This is a genomic window from Candidatus Izimaplasma bacterium HR1 (assembly GCA_000755705.1).
Classification (GTDB): Bacteria; Bacillota_I; Bacilli_A; order Izemoplasmatales; family Izemoplasmataceae; genus Xianfuyuplasma.
Genome location: CP009415.1, coordinates 482,910 through 495,229, shown reverse-complemented (window position 1 = coordinate 495,229; position 12,320 = coordinate 482,910). Strand labels below are relative to the sequence as shown.

Below are 12,320 nucleotides of genomic sequence, written 5' to 3'. Positions count from 1 at the left end.
AGAATCAATTGCTCTATGTGATAAATTCTCTTCACGATATACTGCTAGTAATGTTTCACCTTAATTGAATGCATTAAACCATTGAACTGATATACCTGTTTACCTCATAATATCAATGCATTTTTGACATTGTACAATAAAAAAAGAAGCCAGTAAGTGACTTCTATATTTGATCTAATGGCAGGGGCGGAGAGGATCGAACTCCCGTAGACGGTGTTGGAGACCGCTGCATAACCATTTTGCTACGCCCCTAAAAAAAATTAAAAAATGGTGGGAGGGGACGGATTCGAACCGCCGAACCCCAAGGAGCAGAGTTACAGTCTGCCGCGTTTAACCACTTCGCTACCCGCCCACTGTTTGCACTATTATTTAATGCGCTTTTTCATTATAGCAAAGAGGTTTTTAAAAATCAATAGTTTTTTTTAGATACTCCACATCAAAAATTCATTAATTATATCCTCTTTTCGAAGATTATATAACTTTTTGAACTAGTTTTCTTTGAATGATTATTATAGTTGAAATCATCATACAGTTACTTGAGTAAATATTAGCAAATCAATTGTTATAAATATGGCTTAGGTAGCACATTTGTTTTAGTGCTCTATATGTCAAAATTGTAAAAGTTAAGTAGCTAGATAACTCCACATGCTGTGCAGTTTAGCTTAGTTTCGATACTAATGTTGCATAACTTGTTTTCACGTTAAAAAATATTGGTAAGACTCCTCTAATAAGGTATAATATTAGATAGATAAAATGGGGTGAAACAAATGGATTTATTTGAAAAATGTTTCTCATACAAGGAAGTAGAAAAGATTACAGCTTTAGGCTTGTATCCTTACTTCCATTCGTTGGAAACTAAACAAGATGTCGAAGTAGTTATGGAAGGCCGAAGACAAATAATGATTGGTTCTAATAATTATTTAGGATTAACAGGAGATCCAAGAATTATTAAAGTTGGTGTTGAAGCTATCCAAGAGTTTGGTAGTGGAGTATCTGGTTCGAGATTTTTAAATGGTACATTAGATTTACATATCCAATTAGAAAAGGAATTAGCTGATTTTTTAAACAAGGAAGCTTGCCTTACCTTCTCAACTGGATTTCAAAGTAACTTAGGAATTATAAGTGCAATTGCTGGAAGAAGTGATTTAATCTTTAGTGATAAGGAAAATCACGCTAGCATTTATGATGGAATCAAACTAAGCTTTGCGAAAATGGTTAGATATAATCATAGTGATATGAAAGACTTAGAGAGAAAACTTTCTGAAGCTAGTCCCAATAAGGGTAAACTAATAATTACTGATGGAGTATTCAGTATGAGTGGAGACATCTGCAAACTTGATGAAATTGTTAGATTAGCTAGAAAATATGGTGCTAGAGTAATGGTTGATGATGCTCATGGTTTAGGTGTTCTTGGTAAAGGTGGTAGAGGTACTGCAGAATACTTTGATTTAGAAGACGAAGTAGATATCATCATGGGTACTTTCTCAAAATCATTAGCTAGTTTAGGTGGATACATGGTTGCTAAAAAAGAAGTTGTTGAATTTGTTAAACACACATCAAGACCCTTTATTTTTAGTGCAGCTATTACACCCTCAAGTACAAGAACTGCTCTTGAAGCTTTAAGAATTTTAAAAGCTGAACCAGAAAGACCTGCAAGTCTATTAAAAGCAGCAAGATTTATGAGAGATAAACTAATGGGATACAATTTACCAGTTGGTGAAGATAATATTGTTCCTATTATACCAATATACACATATTCAAAATTAAGAACTTTATTTGCTGTAAAGAGATTATATGAAAAAGGTGTCTATGTTAATCCAGTATTACCTCCAGCCGCTCCTGAAGGAGAATGTATGATTAGAACTAGCTATATGGCAACCCATACAGAAAAAATTCTTAATGAAGCTGCAGAAATAATTAATGAAGTAATTTCTTCACTCCCTATGGATGATGAAGAATTAATGGAATCGCTTAATAATGAGTAAAGTTATTCTGATCTCAGGAGCCAGTAGTGGAATCGGAAAAGAAATTGCAAATACAATGCATAATGAAGGTTATACAGTAATTGGTTTATCAAGAAAAAAACCAACTGATATAAACTATAAGTATTATGAGTGTGATTTAACTAATCAAGAACAAATCAAATCAGTAACAAATCAAATTAAACAAGGTTATCCTAAAATTGATGTTTTAATCAATTGTGCCGGTGTTGGTACTGGAGGAGCTATTGAAGAAGTATCTTATGAAGATCTTAAATGGGTTTATGAAGTAAATTTATTTGGAACTATTGAATTAATAAAAGGAATACTTCCTTCATTAAAAAATCATCAAGGTAAAATTATAAACATCGGAAGTGTAGCAGGTGCAATAACAATTCCTTATCAAACAAGTTACTCAATGAGTAAATCAAGTGTTGGTATTCTAACAGAAGGACTACGAATTGAACTAAAACAATTCAATATTGATGTTTGTACTGTTTTACCAGGTGATACTAAAACTAGTTTTACTACAAATAGAAAAACTATCCTGATTGAAGATAGTCCTTATTATGACAATGTCAAAAGAAGTATTGAAAAGATGGAGAAGGATGAACAAAATGGTGTTGATCCTAGTAAAGTTGTTAAAGTTGTTACAAAAGTAATGAATAAAAAGAAAATGCCAATTCAAGTTACTGTTGGTTTAGATTATAAGTTCCTGGTCTTTTTAAGTAAGATACTACCGAAAAGAGTTGTAGAATTTATTATCACAAAAATGTATGGATAAACGGAAAAGAGAAGGAAAAATTCCTTCTCTTTATTTTTTTGAGTATTTCCCCTACCCTTTTCCTTAAAATCTGTAATTTTGGAGATTACCATTTCCCTATAACTTAGCACCCTTTTGTAGCATCGTCTCTCAATTGGAGGTTAAGTCCTTGCTACATTAAAATTATACTATATTTATTTATCTAATACAAAAAAGTGGACATAAATGGTAAAAACGGCTTTATTACTTGACGTGATAACCTTTTCCCTCAATTGCTTTTATTGCCTCCTCTGAAGTTTTTCCATTTAAATCAAATACAACTGATTTATCTTCTAGGTTTACCTCTACATTATTGAATCCATTTTCTGTTAAAGCATTAGTAATACTCATTTTGCAGTGATTACAAGTCATATCTGTTACTTCTAATTTCATAATATCGTCTCCTTTATCTATTTTAAATTCTGGTAATTTATATCCTTTTAATCTTAATGCATTTAATACTACAGTAATACTACTGAATGCCATTGCAGCTGCTGCAACAACCATACTTAATCTACCTGTTGCTGCTAAAGGTATTGCTATTAAGTTATAACTAAATGCCCATGCAAAGTTTTGATATATATTTTTTAAAGTTGCTTTTGACATATCAATTGCTTTTATAACTAACCCAAGATCGTAACTCATCAATGTTACATCACTACTATCAATCGCAATATCTGTTCCATGTCCCATAGCTATTCCAACGTCAGCAAGTTTTAGTGCCGGTGCATCATTTATCCCATCACCTACAAAAGCTGTTACCAAACCTTTTGATTGTATATCTCCTACAATTTTAGCTTTTTCATGCGGTAGTACTTCACTATAAACATTCTTGATACCTAACTCTTTTGCAATTTGTTTTGCTACTACATGATTATCTCCAGTAATCATATAAGGAATTAACCCTCTAGCTTTCATTTCTTTGATAACCAGTTGCGATGTATCTTTAATTTCATCTCTAACTGCATAAATCGCTTTTATTGAATTGTTTATAACCAAAAAGTTTACTGTCTTAGCTTCTAGTAAATACTTGTTATAATCATCTAAGTAATCATGAGGAACATTTAACTCTTTTATTAAGTTATATGACCCAATATATACTTCATCAGAATTAATTACTCCTTTAATACCTTTCCCTTCAACTACTTCAAACTCAGATAACTCCAATAGCTTTGCTTGATTATCTTTAGCATATTCTACTAGTGATACACTAATTGGATGTGTTGATTCTTTTTCTAATGTGTATAAGTAATCTAATGATTTCTTACCACCAATATAATCAGTTACTACAGGTTTACCTATAGTCAAAGTTCCTGTTTTATCGAAAGCAATAGCTTGAATCTTATTTGCTAACTCAAAGAATTCTCCACCCTTATAAAGGATATGATTTTGTGCTGCTTTCCCGTTTCCTACTAGAATACTTGTCGGAGTAGCAAGGCCTAAGGCACAAGGACAACTAATTACCAAAATGGCAATAGTTCTTTCGAAAGCTATACTAAAATCTATTCCTAAAAGCCAAAACTGAACTATGAAATTAAGGATTGCTATAGATACTACAATCGGTACAAAGTAAGATGCTATCTTATCCGCAGTTCTTTGAATAGGTGGTTTCAAAGCACTAGTTTCTTCAACTGTTTCAATGATTTTAGCTAACATTGTTTCGCTACCAATTTTGGTTGCCTCAACAATAATAGTTTCTCGCAAATTAATAGTAGCTCCAATAACTTTGCTATCAATACTTTTCTCAACAGGAATACTTTCTCCTGTAATCATTGATTCATCTACAAAAGATTTTCCTTTAATGATTTTTCCGTCAATTGGAATTTTCTCTTTTGCTTTTACAACTATTAAATCACCTAAGAATACTTCGTCAATGTCAACCATAACTTCTCTATCATTTTTAAGAACTCGGGCTTCTTTAGCACCTAGATTAACAAGTTCTACTAAGGCATCTGTTGTTCTTTCTTTTGCGATATGTTCGATATAATTTCCTATCAACACCATAGTAATAATTAATGCACTTATCTCAAAGTAATATGTCGGATGCATTACAGGATTACTTAACTGGGCATATAGTAAATATAGACTATATAAGTAAGCACTAGTTGTCCCCATAACAACTAGTATATCCATACCTAATACTTTCTTTCTAATACTATGATATGCAGCTTTATAAAATCTTCTACCAATATAGAATTGCACTATCCCAGATATTACTAATTGAACTATACCGTTCTTCAATATCTCTGGGACATATATAAAACTAAAGAACTCAATATGACTAAACATTGCCCAAAGTAAAGGAATACTAAATACAAGACTAATGTAAATTTCTCTTCTTAATTTCGCTCGTTCAATCTTATTATCATTTAAAGATCCTTCTAATATAGGTTCATAACCAATTTTAGTTACAATATCAGCTATATCAACTAAGCTATATTTTTCTTCTTCATAAGTAAATATAACTTTCCCAGCCCCTACATTCACGTTTGCACTAATCCCTTCATAATTATCAAATGTATTAGTAATTGTTTTAGCACACATTGCACATGTCATACCGTTAACCTTTATTGATTTCTTAATCATAATCAACTTACCTCATTTCTATATACGCTACATACATAGACATTCTCATCTTTTACTTCTTCATGTTTTATAAACTCTTCAAAGTCTTTTTTTAATTGTTCTTCAATCAACTTCAGTTCTTTTATATGATTAATCAAATGATTACTTTTCAAAAATTCTTCAGACAAAGAATAGAACCCTCTTTGCTTATCTCTTCTAACCTCGACAATACCAACATCTTTTAAACTTATAAGATTTTTCGATATATTAACCTGTCTTATATGGAGAATTTCTTCTAACTCACATACACAAAGTTCGTTCTCTAATAAGAGACTTATTAATCTTAACTTTGTGTTATTACTTATACTCTTAAGGAAATTAATACTTTTCATTTCATCACCTCTTAATCATATATTATCAATATGTTATATTCCATACAAAGAATATAACAAACATTATAATTTATGAAAACATTTTTATAATTAAGTTTCTTGACTTTTCACTTAAAAGTTTGTAAACTAACTATCGGCTCGGAGGTGTTATAATGGCTTATACAGTAAACGTAAATTCAGAGAAATGTGTTGGGTGTTCTTTATGTGCAAGAATTTGTCCTACAGGAACCCTTAAAATAGACAAAGTAAATAAAAAGGCTTATACTACAGATATAATGTGCGATAATGCATGGGGATGTATTCATGCATGTCCTACAAATGCACTCAAGATTGTTGAGGCGAAATAAATGAATGTAATTGAAACATACAAAGATGTTGAAAAAGTACTCAAAAAGGACTTTGTAATGATTATAGCTAAGTCACACACATGTTCTGCTTGTAAAAGCATTCTCGGAATGCTTGAACAAAATGTACCTAACTTAGATAATATTGAAATTCAATCTGTTTATATCGATGATATGGATCAGTTCAGAGGAGAGCATTTAATCTTTAGTGTTCCTACAGTTCTTATCTTTTCTAAAGGTAAAGAGCTATTGAGAGAATCGAGATATATAAATTACAGTAAAGTAACTAGATTAATTGATATATATACAAGTTAAGACTGGGAATCCAGTCTTTTTTTATAATTAATCTAAAATGAAAACGTACATATTTAGAAATATTAGTGTAATAACCCCACGAATATATCTTCTTTGTTATAGTACAGGTGAGGTGATACAATGAGCAGTCATAACTCAAGAGTTTTTAAAATAAATGAGCAAATAAAAAATACCTATTACGGTGCTAAAGGGTTTGTTTTACTACGTTTTTCAAAACGTTTAAAACTAATGAATAAAAAGTTCAAAGAAAGAATCATGTTAGCAACAACCGAAGCTAATGGATGTAGTATGTGTTCTTATGTTCATACAAAGATAGCATTATCATCAGGTATGACAAATGAAGATATAAAGAAAATATTAGATGGTGAGACTTCAAGTGTTCCAGTTAATGAAGCAGTGGCAGTATTATATGCCCAAGAGTTTGCTTCTTCGTTAGGGAAGCCAGGAGAAGAAAGTACAATCCGTCTAATCAATGAATATGGATTTAGGAAAGCAGAACTTATAGTCGCGGCATGTAATATGATTACAATGACTAATGGAATGGGAATTAGTTTACATTTTCTATTAGATAGATTGAAATTCAATAGAAATAAAAATTCAAATATCCTGTTAGAAGTTCTAAACCCATTAATAACAATTGTTTTATTTCCATTACTCACAATACTCTTCGGATTAAAGAGTTTAATTGGTTTTAAACCAAAAACCCTAAAATTCAATTACTCAAACTAAAAAGCACAATATGTGCTTTTTTTATTGTATAATATGTTTGAGGTGGTTATATGAAAATTGCAATTATAGCGCATGACAAGAAAAAGGATGAGATGATTAGATTCTGTAAAAAACATGTAGAAGTACTAAGAAGACATCAATTATTTGCAACTGGCACTACTGGACACAGAGTTATGGAAGAGACCGGTTTAATTATTCATTGTTTTAAGAGTGGTCCTTTAGGTGGAGACCAAGAGATTGGTGCAAGAGTAGCTAACGGTGATATTGATTTAATAATATTCTTTAGAGATCCCCTAACAGCTCAACCGCATGAACCAGACGTATCTGCACTATTTAGATTAAGTGATGTGTACAAGATTCCACTAGCTTCGAACATAAATACTGCTGAGTTATTCTTTGAAACTTTACAATAAAAAAAGCCTATTCATTAATAGGCTTTTTTATATGTCTTGATTTCGAATTTTTCTAATTGTAAACCCTAAGAATACAGCGATAAATCCTAGAACAACTAAGACGTTTAAAATAATATCTTTATAGTCTGCGACATCCATTAAAATGTTCCCCATATTCGCTTGTATTCTGCTTGGAAAATATTTAAGAACTTCCCATACAAATGGTACATCTTCAAGGAGATTTATAATTCCACTAAAGATATATATCCCCCAAGTAACAAGCATTGCAGGAATATATCCTTTAAAGTGAGTTGCACTAAACAATGCAATAGCACATACGAACATAAGATCTAGGAAATACATTAGACTTATGTAAATCCCTTTAATAACAAACACTTCATCAAATAGTAAGTACGTATAATAAGAAAATACGATATTCCCTAGTAAAACACAACCTAACAACATTGTAGTAAATGAAATGTATTTTGACAAAATATATTTCGTTCGGTTTATTGGTTTACTAAATATTAATGGTTGGAGATCTTTTGTTTTATCTCTTATAAAGATACTTACACCAACAAATAGTGTAACAGTAAAAACTATTTCATATAAGTCTCCAATATATTGCGAATATGCTGTGAATACAGTGGTTTCAGGAATAGGAAACCCTAAATCTTCGCCATTTAGGAGGAATTCAAGAATTTCATTTAAATATCTTGCAGTTAAAGGTGAGATGATTGAAAATAATATAAATATTGCTCCAAAGACAATAAACTTAGAAGTTTTTCTTAAGTAATAATAATCGTATTTAAGTAGTTTTTTCACTTGTAACCCTCACAAATACGTCTTCTAGTGATGCATTCAATCTTCTAAATTCTTTAATCTTTATATTATTCTTTATTAATAGTTCTAATATGTCTTGAGCAGTTGTTTCACCTTTTACGTCACAGATAATTCCTTTATGGTTCATCTCAAAGTTGTTTTTAACTTCAAGTTCCTCTAGCAATTCATATATCTCTTTAGCTTCTTTGTCTGTTTCAATAAACATTCTATTATTGAAGTAGTTTTCCTGAATATTTTCAATTGTATCTTCTAGCACAAGTTTCCCTTGCTCTAATAATCCAATTCTATCGCAAACTTTTTCCACATCTTCTAGTATATGTGTTGAATAGAAAATGGTTTTTTTACCTTTAAGTTTTGAGATAATCCCCATAACATCTTTTCTACCAATAGGATCTAAAGCACTTGTAGGTTCGTCCATAATAATAATTTCTGGATCATGAACCAAAGCTTGAGCTATTGCTAATCTTTGTTTCATTCCTCTACTATAAGCACTTATTTTCTTCTTATGATCTTTTAAATCTACAAAATCTAAAAGTTCTAACGCTTTTTCTTTTTGATTTTTTAATTCATACATGTCACATGTATAGATTAAATATTCCAAAGCGTTCATATATTTAGGATAGGCTGGTACGTCTGGTACATAGCCTATAATCTTTTTATAATCTTGATTTTTAAATTCAACAAGCTTTTCGTTTATATAGATATTACCTTCATTCTGATGGATTAGCGATAACATTAGATTGATAGTTGTAGTTTTACCGGCTCCGTTTCTACCAATAAAGCCATAAACTTCACCCTGTTTTATTTGTATGTTTAATGAATCCAAGGCGATTTTCTTATCATAAATCTTTGACAAATTTTCTGTTTTAATAGCTATCATTATTCATCTCTCCCAAATAGGAAATAGAATATCCATCCAAAATTAATTAATACAGATATTAGTATCCATATTATTTTGTTATTCCATCTAACTCTTCTATCTTCCTTAACAATATCGATAATTGCATAGATCTTAAATCCTAAATCGATTAAAACAACCGGAAGTAAAAGAGGTAACAATTCGATAATTTTATCTAGTATTTCCATTTTGCTACCTCCTATATTTTAGATTCCCGTTCTAATGTCTTTTTGCTCTTTGTGGCCATTATATCCACCAACACCTGAGATTAAATATAATACACCTGTAATTTGGTTTGATAATAAATTAATTCCTCCCCAAATAGCTTGATATAAATATACTCTTTTTGCTTGTTGTTCAGTGTACTTACCACCAATTAATCTTGAGAATAGGTAAACATTGATTAAAGTGATTGCCCCGACAACATATGCCATAACTTTTAGAATACTCACCATTAAATTAAAATACCACATCATTAAATCGTACTCTGCTTGGGACATTTCTGCTAAATCAATATCCATTCCTGGAATATTCTCAAAATTACTTAATATCCATATACCAAATACGATAGCTAAAACACTAATCACTTCAAATACTAAACCTATTATTGTTATTATCTTTTTAGTATTGTCCATTTCATGCATACTATCACTCCTTTATAGGTAATAAAATTAATCTAATTTCACTGCAGTTCCATAAGCAATAATTTCTGCTGCTCCACCCATTACTGCTGATGTTTGTAATTTAAATCCTAGTACTGCATCTGCACCAAGTGCTTCTGCATCTTGTAATAATCTTTCTGTTGCAATTTGTCTAGCTTCGTTCATCATCTCAGTGTAAGAAGTAATCTCTCCACCAATTAAACTTTTTAATCCAGCTAAGAAATCTTTCCCGACGTTTTTAGTTTGTACCGTTGAACCTTTAACATAACCTAAAACTTGAACTGTTTTTCTACCAGGATACTCATTAATTGTTAATAACTCTTTTCTTGTAATCATAATATATCTCCTCATATAGTTTTTATTAGGGTATAACCCTTAATTCAATTATATTATAACTTATATATTAATTGAAATCAACATTAAATTATTTTATATTATTTTTTATACATATTTATTAATCAATATTGCATTACTATTCCAACATTAAATATAAGTAAATAAAAAAAGGTGGATATTCCACCTTTATCTAAGTCCTGAGTTAGTTTGAAAACAAATATTGGGTTACAGCTTCTTCAAATTCGGCTTCACGGTTAAGTTCAACTCTATCTAGTGACCCTTTTGCGTGATGAGTGATAAAGTCTACTGATTTATTTAGAAGATTTACTTCAAGTTTATAATCCATCCAGTAATAATTATTATATTCGTAAGTGATCGAAACTTGCAGATGATTTTCATCTTCATAACTTAAGTTAAGTTCTTCTAATTTACCGTTAAGAAATCTGTCAGTTATTTTTGTAAAGTCTGCGTATTTTTCCATGATAACTCCCTTTCTGTATCTTGTATTGTGTTTTCTTTAGCATTAAATAATGCCATTTTAACTAGGACAGGACCGGTTAAAGCAAAGAATAGTACTGAGGCTAAAATAACATTTTTTATAACCAAGGCATATTCCATATTTACTGGTTCAAATGCATTGAATGCTGCAACACTTAAACCAATAGCAACCCCAGATTGAGGTAGCAAGCTAATTCCTAAGTATTTTTTTACTTTAGGACTAGATTTAGTTACAGTAGCACCTAAGTAGGCACCAAAGAATTTCCCTATCGCACGTCCAACGATGTAAACGAGACCGACAAAACCAGCAGCAATAATTACTTTGAACTGTAATTGCGCACCTGCGATAGTAAAAAATGCAATCATTAATGGTGGAATAAAAAATCTAATTGTTTCTTCTTCCAATACGAAGCATTCTTTATTAATAAGATTAGTTACAACTGCACCAGCAACCATAGGTGTCAATATTGATGAAGCACCTGTTAAAATTGCAGCTCCAGTAGTTAATAATACTGTGATAATAACAATGTTAAGATTTTTTTCTTTTCTGTCATTATTATGTGAAATTGATTGGATTGCCTTTCCTGAAGCAAATCCAATAGCCGCACCGATACCGATACTTTTAGCAATTTCAAATAGTGGTTCTCCTATCATGTGTAAGAAGCTAGTTTCTGTTGCTCCTGCACTTGATAAACTTATACTAATTGATAATAATGTACCAAACATCACTACTCCAACAGCATCATCTAACCCAACAACTGGTAAAATTGTATCTGTTAATTCACCTTTAGTACGATATTTTTTAATAATCATCATAATAGGTGCTGGCGCAGTTGCAGCAGCAATTGCCCCTAACATTAACGCAACAGGCAAATCAACGAAGAACGACGTAGCAACAGCTACTAGTGTTGTCGTTAAAACTGCTTGAATAACAGTGATAATGACAATTCTTTTACCAGATTTTCTTAACTTACCTAACCATAATTCATTACCTACTTGGAATGCAATGAAACCTAGAGCAACATCTCCAACAATACTGAAGTGTTCTAAGTAATCAACTGACATATATCCTGAGATAGGTCCTAAAATTAATCCCGCTACCAGATAACCAGTAACAGCAGGGATTCTAATCAATTCAAATGCTCTACCAATTAAAAACCCAACTAATATAACGATTCCAAGATCTACAACAATTGTAGATAATTGTGAATCAATTGCAACATTTAGCAAATTCATGTGTATCACTCCTTAGTGTTTTGAATAACCAGGTGTGACAATCTCAATTCATATTTTCAAATTTGATACCAAAAATTTTTCAAAATGCTTGATTAGCAAATTTGAAAATTGAGTAAGAAATCATCACGCTATTAGATTAATCACTAATTGTCATTATACTCCCAAGTAAAGCAAAATCAAGCACAATTTAGCAACTTAAAGTGACTGATGAGTCAATTTCTATCTAAAAAAACTAATACTTGGCGCTTAACTAGTTATAAAAAAAAGTTTTAATTATGAAAACGCTTTACATCCCCTTAATAAAGCGCTGTGTGACTACTCAGTCATTT

Annotated in this window: 15 protein-coding genes and 2 tRNA genes; 6 read left to right on the top strand and 11 right to left on the bottom strand. The window is 31.0% G+C overall.

Features of this window, described 5'->3' with window-relative positions; all coding sequences use genetic code 11:
• Positions 1-178: 178 nt before the first annotated feature.
• Both KQ51_RS02550 and KQ51_RS02545 read right to left on the bottom strand, forming a co-directional pair.
• Positions 179-252: transfer RNA gene (locus KQ51_RS02550), tRNA-Trp, on the bottom strand.
• 16 nt (positions 253-268) lie between these two features.
• Positions 269-352 (bottom strand) — tRNA-Tyr (locus KQ51_RS02545).
• A gap of 415 nt (positions 353-767) precedes the next feature.
• On the opposite strand from KQ51_RS02545, the gene KQ51_RS02540 reads away from it, so the two are divergent.
• Together KQ51_RS02540 and KQ51_RS02535 are read left to right on the top strand one after the other, a co-directional pair.
• Positions 768-1,985, top strand: a complete 1,218-nt coding sequence (locus KQ51_RS02540; protein ID WP_052609085.1) for an aminotransferase class I/II-fold pyridoxal phosphate-dependent enzyme — start codon at positions 768-770, stop codon at positions 1,983-1,985.
• Positions 1,978-2,763 carry an SDR family NAD(P)-dependent oxidoreductase gene (locus tag KQ51_RS02535; RefSeq protein ID WP_038468520.1) on the top strand — a complete coding sequence of 262 codons (786 nt, stop codon included), beginning with the start codon at positions 1,978-1,980 and terminating at the stop codon, positions 2,761-2,763. The genes KQ51_RS02540 and KQ51_RS02535 overlap by 8 nt, the downstream gene beginning before the upstream one ends.
• Positions 2,764-2,985: 222 nt before the next feature.
• On the opposite strand, the gene KQ51_RS02530 is transcribed toward KQ51_RS02535, so the two are convergent.
• Both KQ51_RS02530 and KQ51_RS02525 read right to left on the bottom strand, forming a co-directional pair.
• The gene (locus KQ51_RS02530; protein WP_052609083.1) at positions 2,986-5,367 is read right to left on the bottom strand and encodes a heavy metal translocating P-type ATPase; all 2,382 of its coding nucleotides are present in this window, start codon (positions 5,365-5,367) and stop codon (positions 2,986-2,988) included.
• A gap of 2 nt (positions 5,368-5,369) precedes the next feature.
• The gene (locus KQ51_RS02525; protein ID WP_038468517.1) at positions 5,370-5,738 is read right to left on the bottom strand and encodes an ArsR/SmtB family transcription factor; all 369 of its coding nucleotides are present in this window, start codon (positions 5,736-5,738) and stop codon (positions 5,370-5,372) included.
• Positions 5,739-5,890: 152 nt separating this feature from the next.
• Here KQ51_RS02525 and KQ51_RS02520 point away from each other — a divergent pair, with 152 nt between their 5' ends.
• The 4 genes from KQ51_RS02520 to mgsA all read left to right on the top strand — a co-directional run bounded on the left by KQ51_RS02520 (position 5,891) and on the right by mgsA (position 7,539).
• Positions 5,891-6,085, top strand: a complete 195-nt coding sequence (locus KQ51_RS02520; protein ID WP_038468514.1) for a 4Fe-4S binding protein — start codon at positions 5,891-5,893, stop codon at positions 6,083-6,085.
• A complete protein-coding gene (locus tag KQ51_RS02515; RefSeq protein ID WP_038468511.1) occupies positions 6,086-6,397 on the top strand; it encodes a thioredoxin family protein in 312 nt (103 codons plus the stop codon).
• A 120-nt stretch (positions 6,398-6,517) separates the two neighbouring features.
• Entirely contained in the window at positions 6,518-7,126 is a 609-nt protein-coding gene (locus KQ51_RS02510; protein WP_052609081.1) for a carboxymuconolactone decarboxylase family protein, read from the top strand.
• Positions 7,127-7,176: 50 nt separating this feature from the next.
• Positions 7,177-7,539 (top strand): methylglyoxal synthase, encoded by a 363-nt coding sequence (gene mgsA, locus KQ51_RS02505; protein WP_052609079.1) that lies wholly within the window; start codon positions 7,177-7,179, stop codon positions 7,537-7,539.
• A gap of 27 nt (positions 7,540-7,566) precedes the next feature.
• Here the strand turns inward: mgsA and KQ51_RS02500 are convergent, their stop codons facing one another.
• From KQ51_RS02500 to KQ51_RS02470, 7 genes are all read right to left on the bottom strand, one after another.
• Positions 7,567-8,343, bottom strand: coding sequence for an ABC transporter permease (locus KQ51_RS02500; protein WP_038468509.1), 777 nt, complete (start codon positions 8,341-8,343; stop codon positions 7,567-7,569).
• Positions 8,327-9,241 (bottom strand): ABC transporter ATP-binding protein, encoded by a 915-nt coding sequence (locus KQ51_RS02495; protein ID WP_038468507.1) that lies wholly within the window; start codon positions 9,239-9,241, stop codon positions 8,327-8,329. Before KQ51_RS02495 ends, KQ51_RS02500 begins: the two co-directional genes overlap by 17 nt.
• Complete coding sequence (locus tag KQ51_RS02490; RefSeq protein WP_038468504.1) at positions 9,241-9,447, bottom strand: PLDc N-terminal domain-containing protein; 207 nt, start codon at positions 9,445-9,447, stop codon at positions 9,241-9,243. The genes KQ51_RS02495 and KQ51_RS02490 overlap by 1 nt, the downstream gene beginning before the upstream one ends.
• Positions 9,448-9,465: 18 nt before the next feature.
• Positions 9,466-9,903, bottom strand: coding sequence for a hypothetical protein (locus KQ51_RS02485; RefSeq protein WP_038468501.1), 438 nt, complete (start codon positions 9,901-9,903; stop codon positions 9,466-9,468).
• A 27-nt stretch (positions 9,904-9,930) separates the two neighbouring features.
• The gene (locus tag KQ51_RS02480; RefSeq protein WP_038468499.1) at positions 9,931-10,257 is read right to left on the bottom strand and encodes a YbjQ family protein; all 327 of its coding nucleotides are present in this window, start codon (positions 10,255-10,257) and stop codon (positions 9,931-9,933) included.
• A 202-nt stretch (positions 10,258-10,459) separates the two neighbouring features.
• Positions 10,460-10,738, bottom strand: a complete 279-nt coding sequence (locus KQ51_RS02475; RefSeq protein ID WP_038468497.1) for a hypothetical protein — start codon at positions 10,736-10,738, stop codon at positions 10,460-10,462.
• The gene (locus tag KQ51_RS02470) at positions 10,708-11,991 is read right to left on the bottom strand and encodes a cation:proton antiporter (RefSeq protein ID WP_038468494.1); all 1,284 of its coding nucleotides are present in this window, start codon (positions 11,989-11,991) and stop codon (positions 10,708-10,710) included. The genes KQ51_RS02475 and KQ51_RS02470 overlap by 31 nt, the downstream gene beginning before the upstream one ends.
• Positions 11,992-12,320: the final 329 nt, after the last annotated feature.

Coding starts and splice junctions, on each gene's coding strand:
- KQ51_RS02540 (WP_052609085.1), top strand. CDS start 768: ATGGATTTATTTGAAAAATGTTTCTCATACAAGGAAGTAGAAAAGATT.
- KQ51_RS02535 (WP_038468520.1), top strand. CDS start 1,978: ATGAGTAAAGTTATTCTGATCTCAGGAGCCAGTAGTGGAATCGGAAAA.
- KQ51_RS02530 (WP_052609083.1), bottom strand. CDS start 5,367: ATGATTAAGAAATCAATAAAGGTTAACGGTATGACATGTGCAATGTGT.
- KQ51_RS02525 (WP_038468517.1), bottom strand. CDS start 5,738: ATGAAAAGTATTAATTTCCTTAAGAGTATAAGTAATAACACAAAGTTA.
- KQ51_RS02520 (WP_038468514.1), top strand. CDS start 5,891: ATGGCTTATACAGTAAACGTAAATTCAGAGAAATGTGTTGGGTGTTCT.
- KQ51_RS02515 (WP_038468511.1), top strand. CDS start 6,086: ATGAATGTAATTGAAACATACAAAGATGTTGAAAAAGTACTCAAAAAG.
- KQ51_RS02510 (WP_052609081.1), top strand. CDS start 6,518: ATGAGCAGTCATAACTCAAGAGTTTTTAAAATAAATGAGCAAATAAAA.
- mgsA (WP_052609079.1), top strand. CDS start 7,177: ATGAAAATTGCAATTATAGCGCATGACAAGAAAAAGGATGAGATGATT.
- KQ51_RS02495 (WP_038468507.1), bottom strand. CDS start 9,241: ATGATAGCTATTAAAACAGAAAATTTGTCAAAGATTTATGATAAGAAA.
- KQ51_RS02490 (WP_038468504.1), bottom strand. CDS start 9,447: ATGGAAATACTAGATAAAATTATCGAATTGTTACCTCTTTTACTTCCG.
- KQ51_RS02485 (WP_038468501.1), bottom strand. CDS start 9,903: ATGCATGAAATGGACAATACTAAAAAGATAATAACAATAATAGGTTTA.
- KQ51_RS02480 (WP_038468499.1), bottom strand. CDS start 10,257: ATGATTACAAGAAAAGAGTTATTAACAATTAATGAGTATCCTGGTAGA.
- KQ51_RS02475 (WP_038468497.1), bottom strand. CDS start 10,738: ATGGAAAAATACGCAGACTTTACAAAAATAACTGACAGATTTCTTAAC.
- KQ51_RS02470 (WP_038468494.1), bottom strand. CDS start 11,991: ATGAATTTGCTAAATGTTGCAATTGATTCACAATTATCTACAATTGTT.